At 63.2% G+C, this 20850-nt stretch carries 16 protein-coding genes; 3 read left to right on the top strand and 13 right to left on the bottom strand.

From position 1 onward, the window contains the following. Positions 1-11: 11 nt before the first annotated feature. Together AC3WLT_RS11345 and AC3WLT_RS11340 are read right to left on the bottom strand one after the other, a co-directional pair. Entirely contained in the window at positions 12-518 is a 507-nt protein-coding gene (locus AC3WLT_RS11345) for a MarR family winged helix-turn-helix transcriptional regulator (RefSeq protein ID WP_492591964.1), read from the bottom strand. A gap of 30 nt (positions 519-548) precedes the next feature. Then, entirely contained in the window at positions 549-2144 is a 1596-nt protein-coding gene (locus AC3WLT_RS11340; protein WP_492591963.1) for an MDR family MFS transporter, read from the bottom strand. Positions 2145-2293: 149 nt separating this feature from the next. Between AC3WLT_RS11340 and AC3WLT_RS11335 the strand changes: the two genes are divergently transcribed. After that, positions 2294-3136: an EcsC family protein gene (locus tag AC3WLT_RS11335; RefSeq protein ID WP_492591962.1), complete on the top strand. Its 843-nt coding sequence runs from the start codon at positions 2294-2296 to the stop codon at positions 3134-3136. On the opposite strand, the gene AC3WLT_RS11330 is transcribed toward AC3WLT_RS11335, so the two are convergent. From AC3WLT_RS11330 to AC3WLT_RS11290, 9 genes are all read right to left on the bottom strand, one after another. Beyond that, positions 3106-4077, bottom strand: a complete 972-nt coding sequence (locus tag AC3WLT_RS11330) for an alpha/beta hydrolase (protein WP_492591961.1) — start codon at positions 4075-4077, stop codon at positions 3106-3108. The two genes, AC3WLT_RS11335 and AC3WLT_RS11330, sit on opposite strands and share 31 nt — an antisense overlap. A 120-nt stretch (positions 4078-4197) precedes the next feature. Beyond that, positions 4198-4632: a CHRD domain-containing protein gene (locus AC3WLT_RS11325; protein ID WP_492591960.1), complete on the bottom strand. Its 435-nt coding sequence runs from the start codon at positions 4630-4632 to the stop codon at positions 4198-4200. Between the two features lie 182 nt (positions 4633-4814). Next, positions 4815-5024 carry a hypothetical protein gene (locus AC3WLT_RS11320; protein ID WP_492591959.1) on the bottom strand — a complete coding sequence of 70 codons (210 nt, stop codon included), beginning with the start codon at positions 5022-5024 and terminating at the stop codon, positions 4815-4817. 261 nt (positions 5025-5285) lie between these two features. Beyond that, positions 5286-9737, bottom strand: a complete 4452-nt coding sequence (locus AC3WLT_RS11315; protein WP_492591958.1) for an ATP-binding protein — start codon at positions 9735-9737, stop codon at positions 5286-5288. Positions 9738-9769: 32 nt separating this feature from the next. After that, positions 9770-10519 (bottom strand): aquaporin Z, encoded by a 750-nt coding sequence (gene aqpZ, locus AC3WLT_RS11310; RefSeq protein ID WP_492591957.1) that lies wholly within the window; start codon positions 10517-10519, stop codon positions 9770-9772. A 247-nt stretch (positions 10520-10766) separates the two neighbouring features. After that, on the bottom strand, positions 10767-11411 hold the full coding sequence (locus AC3WLT_RS11305; protein ID WP_492591956.1) for a response regulator: 645 nt from the start codon (positions 11409-11411) through the stop codon (positions 10767-10769). Between the two features lie 111 nt (positions 11412-11522). Then, on the bottom strand, positions 11523-12215 hold the full coding sequence (locus AC3WLT_RS11300) for a response regulator (RefSeq protein WP_492591955.1): 693 nt from the start codon (positions 12213-12215) through the stop codon (positions 11523-11525). A 150-nt stretch (positions 12216-12365) separates the two neighbouring features. Further along, a complete protein-coding gene (locus AC3WLT_RS11295) occupies positions 12366-13034 on the bottom strand; it encodes a response regulator (protein ID WP_492591954.1) in 669 nt (222 codons plus the stop codon). A gap of 239 nt (positions 13035-13273) precedes the next feature. Beyond that, the gene (locus AC3WLT_RS11290) at positions 13274-14578 is read right to left on the bottom strand and encodes an MFS transporter (protein WP_492591953.1); all 1305 of its coding nucleotides are present in this window, start codon (positions 14576-14578) and stop codon (positions 13274-13276) included. Between the two features lie 98 nt (positions 14579-14676). Between AC3WLT_RS11290 and AC3WLT_RS11285 the strand changes: the two genes are divergently transcribed. Further along, entirely contained in the window at positions 14677-15576 is a 900-nt protein-coding gene (locus AC3WLT_RS11285; protein WP_492591952.1) for a LysR family transcriptional regulator, read from the top strand. 147 nt (positions 15577-15723) lie between these two features. Here the strand turns inward: AC3WLT_RS11285 and AC3WLT_RS11280 are convergent, their stop codons facing one another. Next, on the bottom strand, positions 15724-16251 hold the full coding sequence (locus AC3WLT_RS11280; RefSeq protein ID WP_492591951.1) for a single-stranded DNA-binding protein: 528 nt from the start codon (positions 16249-16251) through the stop codon (positions 15724-15726). A 132-nt stretch (positions 16252-16383) separates the two neighbouring features. Next, a complete protein-coding gene (locus tag AC3WLT_RS11275; RefSeq protein WP_492591950.1) occupies positions 16384-17571 on the bottom strand; it encodes an MFS transporter in 1188 nt (395 codons plus the stop codon). Positions 17572-17958: 387 nt separating this feature from the next. On the opposite strand from AC3WLT_RS11275, the gene uvrA reads away from it, so the two are divergent. Beyond that, entirely contained in the window at positions 17959-20832 is a 2874-nt protein-coding gene (gene uvrA / locus AC3WLT_RS11270; protein ID WP_492591949.1) for an excinuclease ABC subunit UvrA, read from the top strand. Positions 20833-20850: the final 18 nt, after the last annotated feature.

Here is a 20850-nt window from a genome sequence, read left to right as displayed (position 1 = left end):
GAACCTTGCGTTCACGCCTCGCGCTCAGGGCCGACGTCCACCGCCGCGTCAGACGCCTGCGTCGCGGCGGCGCTGCTGGCGCCCGCTGCGGCCGCCACTTCGCCGATCCGCACTTCCAGCATCTTCAATGCGCCCGACAGCGCGGCCAGCGCGTCGTCCGGCAGACTGGCCATCGTGTCGTGCAGAAATGCGTTACGACGCGGCAAGCTGGCTTCCGTCGCAGACAGTCCCGCTTCGGTCAGGCGCACATTGGTCACGCGGTTATCGCGCGCATCCATGCTGCGGGCGATCCAGCCAAGACCTTCCAGCGTTTTCAATTGCCGCGTGAGCGCGCCCGGATCGACGCGCAAGCGCTCGACCAGCCGCTTCTGCGACGACTCGCCAGCCTGTTCGTGCAGTGCCAGCAGAATGCGCCAGCGCGGCAACGGATGGCCGACGTGCGCCTCGAATGCCGACATGAACGCCCGATAAGTGCGGCCGAATTGCTGCACGACGGCGACGCGATCCTGTTCTTCCATGATGAGTCAGTAAAACGGTAAGTCGAAAAATCAGTCCGCTTGAATCACCGGCTCGAGCTTGCGCTGGAGCTTGATCGGCGGCACACGACGGCTTTGCCACACCGACACCACAGCGATGATCGCCGCCAGCGCGAGACCCAGATGAATCGCCGCGACCAGCGCCTCGCGCGCGGTTTCCAGCAGCATCGCACCGTTGTGGCCGGCATGCGCCAACTGACCGAGCAAGGTGGTTTGCGCATCGCGATTGATCAGGATTTGCGGGTCGCCCAGGTCTGGGAACCACTGTGACGCGTGATCGTTTTCCAGCGCGCTGCGCACGCCGCTCGCGTACATGTGCGTGACCAGCGTGCCGGTGAGCGCCGTGCCGATCATCCCGCCGATCATCCGCAGCGACTGCAGCAGCGCCGTGGCGATGCCGAGGTGCTCGCGGCCGGCGGTCTGCTGCGCGAAGATCGTCAGGTTCGGCATCACGAAACCGAGGCCGAGGCCGCCCAGCACCATGAACGACATCAGCAGCCATTGCGGCATCGAGCGCGTGGCGACGACCACGCCGAGGCACGCCAACGCCAGCAATGCGAAGCCGACGTACAGCATCAGATTCGGATTGCGCACGCGCGAGACGATCCGCCCGTTCAAAATACTGCCGATCGTAATGAACACGACGAGCGGCGTAATGACGAGCCCCGCTTCTTTCGGCGACATGCCGAAGCCGCCCTGGAACAGCAACGGCGCGTAGAACAGCAGCGAAAACATGGTGAAGCCACCGAGCACCGCGAGCGTGAACAGCGCGGCGAGGCTGCGGTTGCGGAACATATCGACCGGCAGAATCGCGGTCGGGCAGCGCTTTTCCCACTGCCACAACGCATAAGCCGACGCGACGCTCAACGCCAGCAGCGCCAACGCGCCGAAGGTGACGCCATGTTTCGGCAACAACTCGACGAACAATTGCAGCGAGCCGAGCAACACCGCAATCAGCAACGCGCCGGGCCAGTCGAGCCGCATCTTGCCTTCGTGCTCGACGTGCCGCAGATGCGGCAGGAAACGCCAGACGAAAAACAGCGACAGCAAGCCGACCGGCAGATTCACATAGAACACCGAGCGCCAGCCGTAGTACTGCGTGAGAAAGCCGCCGAGCGACGGACCCACTGCATTCGCAATGCCGAACGCCGAACTCATCAGCACTTGCCAGCGCAGACGCACGACCGAATCGGGAAAGAGATCGGGAATGCAGGCGAACGCAGTACCGACCAGCATGCCGCCGCCAATCCCCTGCAAACCGCGCGCGAGCACGAGGAACAGCATGTTATTGGCAGCGCCGCACAAAACCGACGCCCCGGTGAACACGACGATCGATGCGATCACGAACGGTTTGCGCCCGTAGTAATCGCCGAGACGGCCGAAAATCGGCACGGTGATCACCGAGGTCAGCAAGTACGACGTGGCGACCCACGCGTAAAGCTCGAAACCTTTCAGTTCCGACACGATGGTGGGTAGCGCGGTGCCCACCACGGTCTGGTCGAGCGCGACCAGCATCGTGACGAAGGAAATGCCGAGCATCGCCAATAGCGATTCACGGAAGGGTAAAACTTGCCCACTCGAGTGGTGGGCCGCGGTATGGACAGCCATTTTTGATAGCGCAACAGTTGACGCGTCAAACAATATGGAATCATACCACGACGTGACGTTCTAAACTCGGACCTCGGCGGCGTTAAGCGCGCCGCCAAATCGAATCCAATCAGCTGAAGAATGGATAACACATGCCGCCAGGGAGGCACATGGAGCCAGGTTTGCTCGCTGCACAATCTTTATCGAACGAAGATCTGATCGCGCTGCGGCGCGCGAAACATGAACTGGAAAGCCCCGCGCTGGCGATGAAACTGGCCAGCATCGTCGGTTCGCCACTGGAAAAGCTGATGTCGCGGATGCCGGCTTTCGCCAACGAAAAGGTCACGGAGGCAACGGAGCTGGCCTTGCGCAAGTGTCTGGCGATCGCTCTGCGCACGCTTGGACGACAGGACGGCGCGGCACCGCTGAGCGCGCCCGACAAGCCGAGCAACCTGCTGCACAAGTTCGCGGTGGCGACCACCGGCGCGGCCGGCGGCGCATTCGGCCTGTTCGCGCTGCCCGTCGAGTTGCCGGTGACGACCACGCTGATGTTCCGCTCGATCTGCGACATCGCGCGCAGCGAGGGCGAGGATCTGACCTCGATCGACACGCAGCTGCAGTGTCTGACGGTGCTGGGCATGGGCGGCACGTCGAAAGCCGACGAAGATGCCGACTTCGGCTACTTCATCTTGCGCGGCGCGCTGGCGCAGGCGGTGTCGAAAGCTTCATCCGAAATCGCCACAAAAGGCTTCACCGCGCACGGTTCCGCCGCGCTGCTGCGCCTGCTCAACACGATTGCCGCGCGTTTCTCGGTGCAAGTGAGCGAGCAGATCGCCGCCAAGTCGATTCCGGCGATCGGCGCGGTGCTCGGCGCGATGGTCAACACGGTGTTCATCGACCACTTCCAGCAGGTCGCGCACGGCCACTTCACCGTGCGGCGGCTCGAGCGGCAATACGGCCAGGACATGGTCGAGGCCGCCTATCAGACGATCGACATCGCGCTCGACCGCTGAGCGGCGCCGCGCCCGTTCGCTCCACCTGTCACGCGCCGCACGAAAGCCGCGGCGCGGTCGAGCGCGCGGTTCGCTTCCGGAATGAACGGCGTGAACAACGGCCACACGTGCGGCATCTTCTTCCACACGTCGAGTTCGCAGACGACGCCGGCGGCGCGCGCGTTGTCTGCAACGCGTTGCGAGTCGTCCAGCAACACCTCGGTGCTGCCCGCCATGATGAAGAGCGGCGGCAAGCCGTGCAGGTCGGCGTAGACCGGCGACGCGTACGGATGCGTAGCGGACGCGTCGCCGAGATAGACCTGCGCCGCGCGGGCGATCGAGGGGCCGCTGAACATCGGATCGAGACCGTCGTTGGTGCGGATGGTGGCGCCGGCGGCGGCCAGATCGGTCCACGGCGAGAACAGCAGACACCCTGCCGGCAGAGCGTCGCCGGCATCGCGCAAGGCGACCAGCGTGGCTAGCGCGAGCCCGCCGCCCGCTGAATCGCCCGAGATTACGATCGACTCGGGCGGCGTGCCGTCGGCGACCAGCCGGCGATAAGCCGCGGTCGCATCATCGAGCGCTGCCGGGAAGCGATGTTCCGGCGCGAGCCGGTAGTCGAGCGAAAAGACCCGCGCATTGGCACGCGTCGCCAGACCGAACGTCAGCGAGCGATGCGTCTGCGGCGAACAGAAGTAATAGCCGCCGCCGTGGCAATGCAGCAGCGTCGGCGGATTCCTGGCGGTAGACGCGCCATCGATGCGTTCGAGCCACTCGCCGTGCAGCGGCCAATCGTCCGGCCCGTACAATTCGCGCAGACGCCAGCCGGCGGGCACGCCTGGCGACCAGACGCGCCTGGCCGTCAACGCGCGCGCTTTCTCGACATTGACGTGCGGATTGAGAGTTTGCGGCCGAAATTGCCTGCGCAGATACCAGCACGCGAGTGCACTTTGCCAGCTCATCGGGACACGCTCCTTCGATAGTGTCCCGTCATGGTACGTGCGTTCGCCGATGCATCGGTGGACGGCGGCTTCTTAATCTTGCAAACCGCCAGCTCCTGCGAACGTGGTATTCCCTGCGCCCTAGTTCGCCGGCAAGACCTGCCCGCGAATCTCGCCCATCGGGTTCTGTCCCGTATGGACGTTGAAGTACCACTGCCCTGCCATCAGATCCGTCACCTGCTGTTCGGTGAGTGCCGCCGATCCTTTGATCGGGCTGGCGAGCGCGCCCTTCCCGATCGGCACCTGGATACCGGCGTTCTGGCCTACGGGCGCGGGACCGTGAAAATGCGCGGCAGTTGCCGGGCCGCTCAGCCCTTCATAGGTGATCGACCATTGCAGGGTTTTGGCCGACGTATCGAACGTGGCGTTCAACATGCCATGCCCGTGACTCACACGCGGCGGCACTTCGCTCGACGGTTCGAGGTCCGCCTTCAAGGCCACCGTATCCGCGAAGGCGACACCCGACGCCAACGCCCACAACACCACCGCCAGATTCAATTTTTTAAGCGCAATCATGGTCTTCTCCGGACTTGATGCACCGCCGCACCGACAACCCGGCCGCGCGGAGCCACCACATACTAGTGCAAATCCTTCGAACATGTCGGCGCGGCGGGTTGCATGATGTAACAGCCTATGCGCGCGTATCGCCAATGAAAAAAGCACCGCGAGCGGTGCTTTTCGTTCCAAAGCGACGCGCTTCAGAAGCGGTGACGGATGCCCGTGGTCACCACACCCTGGTACTTGCTCGACGACGGCGCGTCCGTACCGAACACTTGCGTTTCAATCGTGCTGCCGTTCGCGCCGATATGCGCGACGCCTTCAACGTACAGATCGGTGCGGCGCGACAGCGCGTAGCCGGCCTGACTTTCGAAACAACGCCCCGCCGACGCTTCCGTCGATATTTTCAAACAGTTAATTGCGCATTTCGTAATGAATCTTTTGCGCTGGCCCGGTTATGCTTCGGCTTGCGAGAAGTGACTCCTTCATCGAGGATGTCTCCAAATCTTTAACGCGGCTTCGGCCGCGTTTTTTTTCGCCCTCCCGCTTTGTTCCTTGCGCTGTTCCTCGCTTTGCCACCTCGACTATCCGCGTCGGCGCAACCGGCTGCGGACCATATGTACAACCTGCGTACAACCCCGCGCCGCGACGCGATGCGGCGCGACAACACATCACGCGAGCAACGCGACTTGCTCGTCGATTCCATCCAGCATCGCATTGCATTTGCGCATCAGCAGCAACCCGTCGCTGCGCAAGCGCTCCGGTGTCTTCGCGGTGATGTCCCGGCGATAGTCTTCCAGCGCGTTGAGCAATGGCGGATATTGCAGCACGCCTGCCGCTCCCGCCACCCGGTGATGCCACTCACGCAGACGCTCGACCTCAATGCGCTCGAGGAGCGGCGCCAACGCCAGCACATCTTCGCGCACCGATGAAACGAACGATTCGAGCAGGGCCTTGACGGTCGATTCGCTGCCCCACAGTTGCGTCAAGTGAGCCAGGTCGACCGGCACGAACGGCTCGGCACCACCGCGCGCATCCGCTCCGGCGATCGGCGGCGTAGTGACGGTTTCGGCGGGTGCGGCTTGCCACGCGCTGTCACTGCCGAACCAGCGGCTCAGGTAGTCACGCAGCGTAGCGAGCCGGGTCGGCTTGACGAGGCAATCGTCCATGCCGGCGTCAGGACATAGATTCAGGTCCTCGGGCGCGGTGTTCGCCGTAATCCCCAGGATCGGCAGACGATGCGCGCCGCCCCGTTCCCGCTCCCGGATGCGCCGTGCCAATTCGTAGCCGGACAGGTTCGGCATGTGGCAGTCCGTGATCAGGAAACCGTAGCGGGTCCGGTCGAGAGCCGCCAACGCTTCGGCGCCGTCGTTCACTACGTCGCAGGCAAAGCCGAGCAGGGCCAGTTGATGACGAATCAGTTCCTGGTTGACCGGATGGTCCTCCGCCACCAGGATCAGCCGGCCGCTCGCGATCGCGCGCTCGCGGTCCGGCGGCACGGCGCCGCCTTCCGGCGTGCGCGGCATGCCCACCGCACGCGGCGCCACCGACGGCAAGCCGGCCATCGTAGCCGCGCACGCCGCACCCAGACCGCGCCACGAAATGGGATTGACGCTGACCCGCACGTTGCCGTCGAGGATTCGATAACCGGTCGGCTTCGGTTTCTCGGTGAGGCAGATGAGCCGCGAATTCCCCTGTACCCCTGCCGGCAACGCCACCTCTTCGCCGACAAAGATCAGGTCCACGCCCACTAGCGCGTCAGGCTTGCCCAGTTCCGCCGCATTGGGCGACACAAGGCGCAGTTCGAGCCCAAGCGCCTCGCCGAAATGCATGAGCGCCTGCGCCACTCGCGTGTCGCCCGTTGCCACCACGCCGCGCTTGCCGCGCAGGCCGCTCACCGAGTAACGCGGCGACTCGACCGGCATGGCGAGGCGCACCGTCATGCGAGTGCCGACGCCAGGCTCGCTGTGCAATTCGAGTGCGCCGTTCATCAGATCGATCAGCTTGCGGCAGATCGTCAGGCCCAGACCCGTGCCGCCGAAGCGGCGAGTGGTCGACGACTCCGCCTGCTCGAACGGCTCGAACAGCCGCGCCTGCACTTCCGGCGCGATGCCGATGCCGGTGTCCTCGACGGTCATTTCGAGCGTCTGAGCGCCGGCGCTCCGCCCGACAACCTCGACTCGCACGTCGACCTCGCCCTGCGGCGTGAACTTGATGGCGTTGCCCAGCAGGTTGAACAGGATCTGCCGTAATCGCACGCTGTCGCCTCGCAGCGTGGCTGCGACCTCAGCCGCAATATCCACGCGCACTTTCAGGCCCTTCTCATGAGCGCGGCCCGCCAGCAAGCCGACTGCATTGTCGACCAGTTCGCGCATGTCGATGGACTCGGCTTCGATCGTCAGCCGCCCCGCTTCGATTTTCGAATAGTCGAGCAGGTCGTCCAGAATCTGCAGCAGCGCGCCCGCCGACTCGTGAATCATGCTGAGCATCCCCCCCTGATCCGCATTCAGCGGCGTGCGCTCCAGCACCTCGACGAGGCCAAGCACACCGTTCATCGGCGTGCGGATTTCGTGACTCATCATGGCGAAGAAATCGTCTTTGGCACGCGAGGCCGCTTCGGCCACATCACGCGCGCGCGCCAATTCCGCCGAGCGCGCGTGCTCCAGACTCGCGTCCACCCAGTAGCCACTCCACACGACTGAGCCATCGTTCTCGCGACGCGGCACCAACTCCGCGCGCCCCCACTTGAAGTCATGCTCGCCGTCGAAGCGAAACTCCATATTGACAGGCGTTTCGCAGCGAGCCGATCGTTCCAGCTCAGCCAGCACAAAAGGCCGGTCTTCCTCGCACACGCGGCGGAAGTCGATCTCGTCGAGGCGCATCAGCGACGCGTCGCCGCCCAGCAGATGTCGCGTGTCGCCGCCGATATACGGGAGCGAGTACATGCCGTCCGCGGCACGCCGTAGTTGAAATACGACCGCCGGCAATGAGCGCGTGACATCGAACAGACGGCGCTCGGTTTCGCGCGCCAGCATTTCGGCGCGCCGGATATCGGTAATGTCGACCATGGTTCCGAGCACGCAACTCGGCTTACCGTCGCCGCCGTGGCAGAGCTGGGTCCAGAACAGGCCATGCCGTGAGTCGCCGGCACCGTTGGCGAATTGAAGCTCCACCTTCGCCGGCTCGTTAGCGCTCAGCAAGTTGCGCGCTATATCTTCCAGGACGCGGCTGTTTGCCTCGCCCCACACCTGAACACCCTGCGTGGTGCGCCCGATGACGGCTTCGCGGCGCAAACCGCACGCTTGCTCGTACGCCCGGTTGATCGCGATGTAACGGCCATCCAGGTCTTTGGCGGCGAGCGGATAGGGGATCGTCTCCATCATGGTTTCCTGAAAGTTCAGCTGCACCGCGAGTTCGCGTTCGGTCTGCCTGCGCAGCCGCACTTCCCGTTGCAGCAGCAGATAAGCCCGCAGCGTGACCAGCAACGCGACGCCGATGCCGATCAGCAATGGCAGCAGACGTATCGCGGTAACACTCCAGGTTCCCTGGCTTATCGTGCTGCCGGCCACCCACTTTCGCCGGATGCGCAGCTTCTCCGCGGCCGGCATGGCCAGCAACGCGCGGTCGATCAGACCGGCGAGCCGGCCGAGATCGGGGCGGACAGCAAAACCGAGCGCGTCGGATTCGCCGACCGCGCCGAGAATCTTGAGGATACCGACGTAACGTTGCTTGAGCAGGACGTCGATGGCGGCCACGTTGCCAACCAGCACGTCTGCCTGGCCGCTCGCGACCATCTTTAGCGCGTCGTCGAGACTGGGCGCGACGACGACATGGTTTGCCGGAATGTTGTCGATCGACAGTGGAATCGAACCGGCGATATGCGACGAAACCACGATGCGGCGCGAGGCGAAATCGTTGAGCGCGCGCGCGGCTGGTTCGTCTTCGCGTCCGACGATCACCAGCGGATAGCTTTCGTACGCACGCGTGTGCCGCGCGTTCTTCAGACGCGGATCACGGCTGGAGGACGTCGCGAGGATGGCCAGATCGCCACGCTGGAAGGCTTCGATGGTGGCGGGCCAGTCGGCGGTGCGAGCACGGTTGAACACGACACCCAACGCGCGGCTCAGATAATCCAGATATTCTGCGGCGATGCCGGCAGGATGACCGGCTTCGTCCGCATAGCTAAACGGCGGCCAGCCGTTATCGAAACCCACCTGCAACGGCGGTAGCGAATGCAGCCAGGCCTGCTCTTCCGATGTCAATGTGAGGCGCCGCGCTACGGAGGCCGCCTGCGCGTCGAAGCTGCCGGACAGCCAGCGCACGCGAATCGCCGAGTCGTCGGCCGGATTCATCGAGGCAAGCGCGAGGTCGAGCTGATCGCGCAACGCGCCGCGATTGCGGGGCACCGCAAAGCGCATGGCGGCGATCTTGCTGTTTTCCTCGAACGCGACGCGCAGGCTGCGGAACTCCTGGGTGGCCAGCGCATATTGAACGGCCGGTGTGATACCGAGATAGGCATCCGCGTCCCCCTGCGCGAGCGCCGACAGTGCCGCATGGGTACTGGCGAAAGTTTTAATCTGCGCGTGAGGAAAGCGCTCGCGCAGCGATCTTTCGAGCGCAAACCCTTTCTCTATAGCGAGGCGGGCGCCGCTCAGCTGGGCGGGGCCGGCGTACGCATCACCGTCCCGCCTGACCGCCACCGAGGTGGTTGTACGAAAATACGGCGCGGTGAAACTGAAACAGCGTCCGCGCTCCGGCGTCCGGGCAACGCTCATGATCAGGTCGACCTTGCCGGCGCAGGCCGCGGCCAGCAGTTGCGGCATGTCAGGAAACGCTTTGCCTTCGATGACGACGTCCGGGCCCACGAGCGCGCGCAAGTAGTCGGCGCTCAAGCCCGTCAGCTGGCCGTCTTCGAGGGCGTCGAACGGCAGCCAGCCATTCGCTAGCACGCCCACGGTCAACTTCGCAGGAAAGGTGCCGGCGGCTTGCACTTGCGATGAACCCGCAAACGGCTGGGCAGCAACTGTCGGCATCCGCGTGACGAAAAACGCGAATACGACAACCAGCCACTGCGCCACACGTCGCAGTGCCCTGCTCACGACGACACCGTCCTGGACTTTCATAAGTGATGCCGGGAAATGCTGAGAGGCGCCGCTCACGCGGCTTCGCCGTGTTCACGGGAAAGCGCCGCAGCGGCGTGACCGACCGGCTTGCCCCATAGAAACGAGAACAGCGCGCCGGCGGCGACACCGCCAGACATGGGCGCGGCCCAGAACAACCAGAGCTGGTCGAGTGCCCAGTTGCCGACGAACAACGCCTGGCCTGTGGAGCGAGCGGGATTGACCGAGCCGTTGGTGACCGGAATCGACACCATATAGACGAGCGTCAGACACGCACCGGTGACGAGCGGTGCGATCGATTTCAAGCTTCGCCGGCTGCGCACCATCAGACTAACCATGACGAAAGCGAACGACAACGCAAGCTCAGTGGCAAGCGCCGAGTGAAATTGATAGTCGGAAGGAGAGTGATCGCCGAACCCATTCGCGCCGAACTCGCTCGCGGCCAGTTCGAAGCCGGGCCGGCCACTCGCCACGTAAGCCAGCAGGGCTGCACCGGCACTCGCCCCGAGAATCTGGGCGACGACGTAGGGCAACAGATCGCGAATCGGGAACCGTTGCGCAATCGCAAAGCCGACCGTGACAGCCGGGTTGAAATGCGCGCCGGAGAGGCCGTAAAACATGTAATTGGCCATGGCTAGCGCCAAACCGAACGCAAGCGACGTCTCGAGCGCACCGTACTCCTGCTGGGCGGCGGGGGTATTCAATACGATGCTGCCGCAACCGACGAACACCAGCCAGGCCGTTCCTGCGCCCTCCACCAACAACCGCTTACGTAGCGCTACCATCCCGCCTCCCAGCCCGATTATTTGTTCACTGGACAGACGGCGCCGCGCTCAAGCCACGAGCCTTCCGCTCAGATTGATTGACGGTTCTGTGCTGCTCAGCATGACGAAATGACACGCTGTTAGGTGAGTGCACGAAAAACCGTCGTTAATCAGGAACTGTGGAATGGCAACGCTGCCGGATCAATCAGACTATTCCCAAATTCGTAGGAGTTATTGACGGAGCATGGTGGTTGTTCTCTCAGGCCTGTCAGGTCAACCCTATCTGCCTGGCGTATTCGATGAGGTCGTTTTCCGTTTCAAGGCCGAGCTTGCGCATCGCGCTGCGTTTCTGCGTGCTGATGGTCTTGCCGCTGCGCTGCAGGCGCACTGCGATCTCGTAGACGGCGAGGCCTTGCACATAAAGCTGGAAGACCTCCCATTCGCGCGCACTCAGGACACCCGCGCGAGGCTGCAGCGGAGCATCGGCGGCTTCGATCGCGACGCGCGCCTGATCCGACAGATAGATGTCGCCGGCAATCACGGCGTCGATCGCATCGATCAAGGCCGTGGTGGTGTCGCGTTTGTCGACGATGCCGGCTACACCAACGTGCAACAGGCCCGAGAGCATGTGCGCATGGCGGATCATCGTCAGTATGACGACGCAAGGATGGGGCCGAACCCGCAGCAGCCGGCGCAGGAACGACACGACGTTGTTGCCGCCGTGGATGCCCGGCATGCCGATATCCGACACGATGACGTCGCACGCATGGGTGTCGAGCAGCTCAGCCAACGTTTCGGTGTCGGGCGCCTCGCCGACTATGTCGACGTGCGGCACGGTTTGCAGCAGACGGATGACGCCAAGACGAACGCAGGCATGATCATCGGCCACGATGACGCGGATCTTCTGTGTCATTTTGTTGTTGTCTTATCGGCTGGCATGCCCTGCACACGGTGTGCATCCCCGGGCTATTCCAGACCATTTTCTGTTCGTCGCGCCGCCTGGGCGGCGCGACGCCTCGCCGGCTCAGCGCCGGTTTTGCAGGCGATCGTCAGGGATCACGCCGTGTTCGACGGCGAAGCGGAACAACTCCGCGTCGCTGTTAAGAACGAGCTTGCGCATTGCGGTACATTTCTGGGCGCTGATCGTCTTCACGCTGCGCCCCAGCCGGGCGGCAATCTCCGTTACGCCGAATCCGGAAGCGTATTGGGTGAACACCTCCATTTCGCGGCGCGACAACACCTGACGAACGAAATCGAGCCGCCGCGCCATCGCCGCGTCGTCGATCATCGCGCGGACCGCGGGCCCGAGATAGCATTCGCGCGCCAGCGCGGTGACGATGGCGACATGAATCAGATCGATCCGGTCCCGCTTGCTCACCAGCCCATTCACGCCGAGCGCGATAACCTTCTTTAACGCCTCGGCTTCGGTTTCCATGGTGAGTACGACAAGCGCAACTTCGGGATACCGCACCTTGAACTGCCTGACGGATTCCAGCCCGTCGCCATAGAAACCACCCGCCATGTGAAGATCCATCAGAACGAGGTCGCAAGGAATGCGGTCGACCTCCATGAAAAGCCCGGCAGCGTCAGCCGCGCGACCGACGATCTGCATGTTCGGATAACCCACCAGCATGCTTTCGATCGCCAGCAGAACCAGTGGATGATCGTCCGCGATGATGGCGCGAATCGGCGTATTGATGTCGGCGTTATCGTTCATCTTCTTTTTCTCCCCTGTACCTGAAATTCCCGTCGCTCTCTTCGTAGCAACTGGCCCTGCCGCGATCATTCAACACTCCTGCGCCGATAAAAATAAGATCGCTCTTAAATGAATCAATTTTCCAACCGGATGATTGCTTCGACAGGCGATCTAAGCTTCGATCAACCCATTCGCGCGAACATAAGCAAAGAGACCGGGGGTGTTGGCGACACCAATTTTGGCCATCGCGTCGCGCTTTTGCCGGCCGACGGTGCGGCGATGGCATCCGAGCGCCGCGGCAATCTCGGAGATCGACTGACCACCCACGAACATTCTTATGATTTCCGTCTGCTGTTGGGATAAACGTGGATTCGGGCGCAGATCGCACGCTTCGCTTTCAGGCTGCGCAAGCGCTTCGACGATCGCGCGGCCGATGTGGATCTCGCCTTTGCCGCTCGCCAGAATCGCATGCCATAGTTCATCCATTGTTTCCGTTTTGCCTAACATGCTGACTGCGCCGTCCGACACGATGGAACGCAAGATAGCGACGTTCGTCAGCGTCGTCATCACGACGACGCGTAGCGATGGCCAGTCACGTCGGATTCGCCTGATGAGCCGTAGGCCGTCTTCGACCGCGCCGGATGCCTCGGGCATCGTGAGATCGGTGACGAGCACGTCGCATGGTGTGCTCTGCAACAGTTTGATCAACGAAGTGGGAGTGGACGCCTCACCGACGATCGCGACATCGGCATGCGTTTCCAGCGCAGCGCGAACGCCAAGCAGAACAAAGGGATGATCGTCCGCCAGAATGACTCGAAGGTTCACTATGATTTCTCTCATTTTTTGTAGGCGTATTCGGCGCACGCGTAAGGAGAACGCAGCTCACGCCACGCACGCTCCAGCGCCCCCTGGCCTTGGACGGAAGCGCCAAGATCAGCCATAAAACCATCGCTACAAACCTGCGAAAATCGGAATGTTCCGAATCCGAGAGAAAATCTGATAGACCCTTGCGACGCTATCAGCATCGGAATACATAGCGCTTCTAGATTCTGTTTTTCAAGACTCGGCGCAGCTGCATCTCAAACCCGCGCCGTCGTCATTCTGGTCGCGCGAGCCTCACGCGGAAACACCGGCAACGCAATCAACGCACACACGCTGGCGACCACCCACACCATCGGCCACGAACCCACCGACAACAACGGCGGAATCGCCAGCGGCGTCAGGAACAGCGTGAGAAAGACACAGGTATTGCCCATCGCCAGCGCCGTACCGGCGCGGCTCGTGCCCGCGAGCGTCGCAAGTTCCGTGAAAGCGACGCCGTGCCATGCGGATGCGCACACGCCGCCCAGCGCGATCATCAGCGCGAACACCGCGGTCATCTGCGCGTGCCGCATGCCGGCTACCGCCGTCACCAGCGCGAGCGACGCGAATAGCACCGCGGTCAGCAGACTGCAGGCGCGCATATAGGCACGGCGATTGCCGCGCCGGTCGGTCCAGCCGCCGCTCCAGACCCGCGCAATCGCAGCGCCGGTTTGCACCGCGGCCATTGTCGCGCTGATCGCCAGCACGCCGGCACGGCTGAAATCGTGGAGAAAGACTGTCCCGAATGTCACGACGGCGAGCTGCGGCACGCACAGCACACCGCTGCCGAGCGCGACGCGCCAGATGCCGACGTCGCGCAACGGAGAAACGCTCGCCGGCGCTCCGCCCGAAACGGCTCCGCCATGAGACGCGCCCGCCCCCTTCACTTCGACGTGCGATGGTTCGTGCAGCCAGCACCACGCAAACGCGGCGGTCATCGCGCACGCCAAAGCGAGCACGGCGTACACGCTCGCAAAGCCGAACCTCGACGCGAGCGCCGGCAATATCAGCGCGCCGAGCCCGCCGCCCGCCGGCATCGCGGTCTGGCGAATACTCATCGCGAGGCCGCGTTCACCCTCGCGAAACCAGGCCATCACCGCGCGGCCGCTCGAACCGTTGACACTGCCGCCGAGCAGGCCGACCAGAAGCAGCCCGAGCGCGAGCATCGAAGCGCTCGGCACATGTGTGCCGGCGGGCGCCGCGAACAACGCCAGTGCCGCCAGCGCCGCAGCCGTCGAGCCGAGCCCAAGCAGCAGCACGCGACGGTCGCCCCAACGGTCCGTCAGCAGTCCCCAAGGCAATTCGCTGACCGCGATGCCCAGTCCGAGCATGCCGAGCACCAGCCCCAGGCCATGATTGTTCAGGTGATAGCCCGAGCGCAGAAATACGGCCGTGGTCGGAATGCCCGAAAACGCCGCGGAGAAACTTGCGTTCGCCGCAAAGCCGACCCCCAGCACCTTCCACCGATGACTCGCCGCGCGCTCGCCCAACGCCCGCACGGATGCAACCGGTTCGTTTCCCATGACGCCCCTCGGCAAGAATGAATTGGAGGTATCCTACGGCTGGGCCAACCATCGGGAAAGCCGGAAAATCAGATGACTTCTATCGGATATACCGAATCATGAGTCAACGTGGATTCGATCTGACGCAGTTGCGGACCTTCGTCGCCGTCGCCGAATCGGGCAGCGTCTCGGCAGGCGCGGAACGCGTGTTCCTGTCGCAATCGTCGGTGAGCGAGCAGTTGAAGAAACTGGAAGAGCGCGCCGGTCAGCCGCTTTTCGTGCGCAGCAAGCAGGGCGTCACGGCGACACCGGCGGGCAGCCGCCTGCTCGATCACGCGCGGCGCATTCTTGCGATGAGCGAAGCGGCGTTCGAAGACCTGCAAGGCCGCTCGCTCGACGGAGAACTGCGCATCGCCATCACGGACTACTACCGTCCGCACGATATCGCGCGCATTCTCAAGACCTTTTCGGAGCAGCACCCGCGTCTGAAGCTGCACGTCACCGTGCTGCCGAGCGCCGTGATCGACAGCAGCGCCGCGGACGATGCCTCGTTCGACATCGGCCTGTCGTTGCGGCTCGTGACGCCAGGCAAGCGGGCCGCCCGGCAGCGCACCGGCGCCGCCGCCAGTGCGCAAAGCACCGTCGTGCGCCGCGAGAAGCTGCTGTGGGTCAGTGCGGCCGATGCCAGCCCGCGTCCGGCAACGCCCTATCCACTCGTGCTGCTGCCGTCGAGCTGCCAGTTGCAGCGCTTCGTCGTGAAGCTCCTCGACGAGCGCAAGGTGCCGTATCTGGTGTCGCATTCCGCTTCCGGGGTCGCGGGCTTGCAACTCGCGCTGAAGGCAGGGCTCGGCATTTCCTGCCTGAACGAATCGTCGATCGGTGCGGGCGTGGTCGCATGTCCGCCGAGTATCGGACTGCCGCCTCTGCCGGCGGTCGAGTTTCATCTGTTGCCGGGACGAATCGGCGAAAGCGAATGCGTGAGCAACGCACGCACGGCGTTGATGCAGCTCTTCAGCTGACGCACGCAGCGTTGCGGTATGCACGTCGGCCTGAACAGTTCAGGTTGGACAGGGACTTGCATCCCCAAGCTGTTGCGCATGCTCGGCACACATGAAAAACCCCGCACAAAGGCGGGGTTGATGTTTACATTCTGCGGTTACAAAACCTCAGAAGGGAATATCGTCGTCCATCTCGTCAAAGCCGCCGCCGGCCGGCGCGCTCGGGCGGCTGGAACCGCCACCGCTGCCACCGCGCGAGGCGCCGCCGCCCGAAACCGCACGGCCACCACCGCCGCCGCTACGCTCCGACGGTTCGCCGCGGCTATAACCACCTTCGTCACCGCCGCCGCCCATCGAGCCGCCGCGGCCACCCAGCATCTGCATCTGCTCGGCGATGATTTCCGTCGCGTAACGGTCGGTGCCGTCCTGCGCCTGGTACTTACGGGTGCGGATGCGCCCTTCCAGATACACCGACGAGCCCTTCTTCAGATATTCCGACACGATTTCCGCGAGGCGGCCGAAGAAGGCCACGCGATGCCATTCGGTCGCCTCTTTGAATTCGCCGGACGCCTTGTCCTTGTAACGGTCCGTCGTTGCAAGGCGAATGTTCGCCACTGCGTCGCCGCTCGGAAGATAACGGACTTCCGGATCGGCTCCGAGATTGCCGACGAGAATGACCTTGTTCACGGATGCCATGAGTTTCTCCTGTTGATTCCATTGCGGGCGGCGCGGCAACACACGGTTCGCGTCTCATGGCCGGCAGGCCCGAGACCCGAACTGCGCCTCAGCCCGCCGCCGGGTGAGTTCTGGGTGGGTCCTGAGACCCTGTTACGCCTTGCGCGGCGGCTGTTTCATATTTGCGGCGATTATAAGCCAGCACAAAACCAGCCCCGAACAAGTAAAGAACACGGCGCTTTGCCCGTCCGCTTTCAGCAGCCAGCCGCCGATCATCCCGCCCAATGCCAGACCGATCGACTGGGTGGTGTTGTACACGCCGGCCGCCGCGCCCTTGCGGGTGCCCGGCGCCAGTTTCGACACCAACGAGGGCTGCGATGCTTCAAGAATATTGAAGCCGAGAAAGTAGACGAAAAGAATCGCCGCCACACTCAGAATCGTATGCGGTGCGACGCCCAACAACAACTGTCCGATCAGGATAAGACCGATGGCGGACAGCAGCACGATTTTCATTTTCCCGCGCTTTTCGGCGGCGATAATCGCCGGCACCATCATCACGAACGAGAGGCCCATCACCGGCAAATACACTTTCCAGTGCGACGCGACCGGCAGCCCGCCGGCTTCGAGAATGCGCGGCACGACGAGAAACAACGCGGTTTGCGTCGCGTGCAGCACAAGCACGCCGAAGTTCAGGCGCAGCAGTTCGACGTTATGCAGCACTTCCGCGAACGGCGCGCGCACATGCACCGGCTTGGGCGCATCGGGCACGATCCACAGCACCACGCCGACCGCCAGAATCGAGAAGATGCCGACCAGCGTGAACAAGCCGCTCATGCCGACCCACTGGAACACGATCGGCGCGCCGACAATCGCGACTGCGAAGGAAACGCCAATGCTGCCGCCGACCATCGCCATCGCCTTGGTGCGATGCTCTTCGGCGGTGAGGTCGGCGATAAAGGCGATCACCGCTGACGACACCGCGCCCATTCCCTGGATCACCCGGCCGACGATGATCCACGTCATATCGTGCGCGCCCGCCGCGATGAAGCTGCCAAGCGCGAAAATCAGCAGGCCGGTGGCGATCACCGGCTTGCGACCCACCTTGTCCGAGATCCAGCCGTAGAAGATGTACAGCATCGACTGCGTCACGCCGTACGCGCCGAGCGCAATGCCCACGAGCAGCACATTGTCGCCGCCCGGGACAGTCTTCGCGTAGATCGAGAACACCGGCATGATCATGAAGAGACCGAGCATGCGCAGCGCAAAGATCGCGGCAAGCGACACGGTCGCGCGCAATTCAGGCGCGCTCATGCGTGAGGAGGTGGCGGACGGATTGGACATCGGAAGCGTTCTTTGAATGAGCAGGGCGGCATACCGCTGGCGGCCAGCCCCCCGCGGGGCGGCTACAACCGGGTGACAATCGGGTGACAACCGGGCAACAACCAGGCGGCGGACCGCAAAGCAGTGGAAAGCATGCGGCACATGAGCTGGCGGCCCTTGCTGCGGTTTCGCTCGGGCCTCGCGGTACGTTGCAGTTGCCTCGCAGTTGCCTTGTACTCGCGCGAAATGGCCCCAGTTAGCTCCATTCCTCGCAGCGCTGGACCGCGGCCTTACAGCTTGCCTCAGTTCCTGTTCAGGCTGTCAGGAAGCCGTAACGGCGGTCTTGAAAAGTCGTTATAGTAGCAGGTTTAGCCTCTTCCTCTTTCCGCCAGTTCATGGAATAAATCCGTGGAACAAATCCGTATCCGTGGGGCTCGCACCCACAACCTGAAGAACGTCAATCTCGACCTCCCACGTCACAAGCTCGTCGTCATTACGGGCCTATCCGGCTCGGGCAAATCGTCGCTCGCGTTCGACACGCTCTATGCGGAAGGGCAGCGGCGCTACGTCGAAAGTCTCTCCGCCTACGCACGCCAATTCCTGCAATTGATGGAAAAGCCGGACGTCGATCTGATCGAAGGGCTGTCCCCGGCGATCTCGATCGAACAGAAGGCGACCTCGCACAATCCGCGCTCTACGGTGGGCACGGTCACCGAAATTCACGACTATCTGCGGCTGCTGTACGCGCGCGTCGGCACGCCTTACTGTCCGGATCACGAAATTCCGCTGGAAGCACAAAGCGTCTCGCAGATGGTCGATGCGGCGCTCGCGTTGCCGGAAGAGACCAAGCTGATGATCCTCGCGCCCGTGGTGGCGAACCGCAAGGGCGAGCACGTCGAACTGTTCGAGGAAATGCAGGCGCAGGGCTTTATCCGCTTTCGCGTGCGCTCGGGCGGCGGCACCGCGAACGAAGGCGTCGCAAAGATCCATGAAGTCGACTCGCTGCCGAAGCTCAAGAAAAACGACAAGCACACGATCGATGTAGTCGTGGATCGTCTGAAAGTGCGCGGCGATATGAAGCAGCGCCTCGCCGAATCGTTCGAAACGGCGTTGCGTCTCGCCGACGGCCGCGCGATCGCACTCGAAATGGAGTCGGACAAGGAGCATCTGTTCAGCTCGAAGTTCGCCTGCCCGATCTGCTCATACTCGCTGCAGGAACTGGAGCCGCGCCTCTTCTCGTTCAACAACCCGATGGGCGCGTGCCCGGAATGCGACGGGCTCGGCCAGATCACCTTCTTCGATCCGAAGCGGGTGGTCGCGCATCCGTCGCTGTCGCTGGCGGCGGGCGCGGTGAAGGGCTGGGACCGGCGCAACCAGTTCTACTTCCAGATGCTGCAAAGTCTCGCGGCCTTCTACGAGTTCGACATCGACACGGCCGTCGAGGATCTGCCGGAAAAAGTCCGCAAGATCCTGCTGTTCGGTTCGGGCAAGCAGGAGATTCCGTTCTCGTACATCAACGAACGCGGCCGCACTTCTGTTCGCGAGCACGTGTTCGAAGGGATCATCCCGAATCTGGAGCGGCGTTACCGCGAGACCGATTCGGTCGCGGTGCGCGAAGAACTCGCCAAGTATCAGAACAACCAGCCGTGCCCGGCTTGCGCCGGCACGCGGCTGCGCCGCGAAGCGCGTTTCGTGCGGATCGGCGCGGACGGCGACGCGCGCGGCATCTTCGAGATCAGCGGCTGGCCGTTGCGCGACGCGCTCGGCTATTTCCAGACGCTGCGGCTCGAAGGCTCGAAGCGCGAGATCGCCGACAAGGTCGTCAAGGAAATCGTCGCGCGCCTCATGTTCCTGAATAACGTCGGGCTCGATTATCTGTCATTGGAACGCAGTGCCGAAACGCTGTCGGGCGGCGAGGCGCAGCGCATTCGTCTCGCCTCGCAGATCGGCTCGGGGTTGACGGGCGTGATGTATGTGCTGGACGAACCGTCGATCGGTCTGCATCAGCGCGACAACGACCGTCTGATCTCCACGCTCAAGCATCTGCGCGACCTGGGCAACTCGGTGATCGTCGTCGAACACGACGAAGATATGATCCGCATGGCCGACTACGTGGTCGACATGGGGCCGGGCGCGGGCGAACACGGCGGCATGGTCATCGCCGAAGGCACGCCCAAAGAGGTGCAGGCGAACGCGGCGTCGATGACCGGACAGTACATGTCCGGCGCCCGCAACATCGAATTTCCGGACGAACGCAAGGACCCGGACGAGCGGCGTCTGCGCATCGTCGAGGCGTACGGCAACAATCTGAAGCACGTGTCGCTCGATCTGCCGGTGGGTCTGCTGACCTGCGTGACCGGCGTGTCCGGCTCGGGCAAGTCGACGCTGATCAACGACACGCTGTATCACGCGGTCGCGCATCACCTGTACGGCTCGTCCACGGAGCCGGCGCCGTACGAATCGATCGAAGGCCTCGAGCACTTCGACAAGGTCATCAACGTCGACCAGTCGCCGATCGGCCGCACGCCGCGCTCGAATCCTGCCACCTACACGGGTCTCTTCACGCCGATCCGCGAGCTGTTCGCGGGCGTGCCGGCGTCGAAGGAGCGCGGCTACGATCCGGGCCGCTTCTCGTTCAACGTGAAGGGCGGGCGCTGCGAGTCCTGCCAGGGCGACGGCGTGCTGAAAGTGGAGATGCACTTTTTGCCGGACGTGTATGTTCCCTGCGACATCTGCCACGGCAAGCGCTACAACCGCGAAACGCTGGACGTGCAGTACAAAGGCAAGAACATCAGCGAAGTGCTCGACATGACGGTCGAGAGCGCCTATGAGTTTTTCAAGCCGGTGCCGGTCGTCGCGCGCAAGCTGAAAACCTTGCTGGACGTGGGCCTCGGCTATATCAGGCTGGGCCAGTCGGCCACCACCTTGTCGGGCGGCGAAGCGCAGCGCGTCAAACTATCGCTGGAACTGAGCAAGCGCGACACCGGTCGCACTCTCTATATTCTTGACGAGCCGACAACCGGCCTGCACTTTCACGATATCGCGCTGCTGCTGGAAGTTATTCATCGGTTAAGGGATCAGGGTAATACCGTCGTGATCATCGAGCATAATCTCGATGTAATCAAAACTGCCGACTGGGTCATCGATCTTGGCCCGGAAGGCGGAGCGGGCGGCGGCCAAATCATTGCGCAAGGGACGCCGGAGCAGGTTGCCAGGTCGAAGGCAAGTTTTACCGGTAGGTATCTGGCGCCTTTGCTGAAACGCACTGCCAGTAACAAGTAACGCAGCACAACACGGGTT

The sequence above is a fragment of the Paraburkholderia sp. FW306-2-2C-D06C genome (assembly GCF_058781505.1).
The sequence above is the reverse complement of the archived record's forward strand: the minus strand, read 5'-3'. Positions and strand labels throughout refer to the sequence as shown.

Coding starts and splice junctions, on each gene's coding strand:
- AC3WLT_RS11305 (WP_492591956.1), bottom strand. CDS start 11,411: ATGACACAGAAGATCCGCGTCATCGTGGCCGATGATCATGCCTGCGTT.
- AC3WLT_RS11335 (WP_492591962.1), top strand. CDS start 2,294: ATGGAGCCAGGTTTGCTCGCTGCACAATCTTTATCGAACGAAGATCTG.
- AC3WLT_RS11345 (WP_492591964.1), bottom strand. CDS start 518: ATGGAAGAACAGGATCGCGTCGCCGTCGTGCAGCAATTCGGCCGCACT.
- AC3WLT_RS11275 (WP_492591950.1), bottom strand. CDS start 17,571: ATGTCCAATCCGTCCGCCACCTCCTCACGCATGAGCGCGCCTGAATTG.
- AC3WLT_RS11315 (WP_492591958.1), bottom strand. CDS start 9,737: ATGAAAGTCCAGGACGGTGTCGTCGTGAGCAGGGCACTGCGACGTGTG.
- AC3WLT_RS11325 (WP_492591960.1), bottom strand. CDS start 4,632: ATGATTGCGCTTAAAAAATTGAATCTGGCGGTGGTGTTGTGGGCGTTG.
- AC3WLT_RS11295 (WP_492591954.1), bottom strand. CDS start 13,034: ATGAGAGAAATCATAGTGAACCTTCGAGTCATTCTGGCGGACGATCAT.
- AC3WLT_RS11285 (WP_492591952.1), top strand. CDS start 14,677: ATGAGTCAACGTGGATTCGATCTGACGCAGTTGCGGACCTTCGTCGCC.
- aqpZ (WP_492591957.1), bottom strand. CDS start 10,519: ATGGTAGCGCTACGTAAGCGGTTGTTGGTGGAGGGCGCAGGAACGGCC.
- AC3WLT_RS11300 (WP_492591955.1), bottom strand. CDS start 12,215: ATGAACGATAACGCCGACATCAATACGCCGATTCGCGCCATCATCGCG.
- AC3WLT_RS11290 (WP_492591953.1), bottom strand. CDS start 14,578: ATGGGAAACGAACCGGTTGCATCCGTGCGGGCGTTGGGCGAGCGCGCG.
- AC3WLT_RS11280 (WP_492591951.1), bottom strand. CDS start 16,251: ATGGCATCCGTGAACAAGGTCATTCTCGTCGGCAATCTCGGAGCCGAT.
- AC3WLT_RS11340 (WP_492591963.1), bottom strand. CDS start 2,144: ATGGCTGTCCATACCGCGGCCCACCACTCGAGTGGGCAAGTTTTACCC.
- AC3WLT_RS11330 (WP_492591961.1), bottom strand. CDS start 4,077: ATGAGCTGGCAAAGTGCACTCGCGTGCTGGTATCTGCGCAGGCAATTT.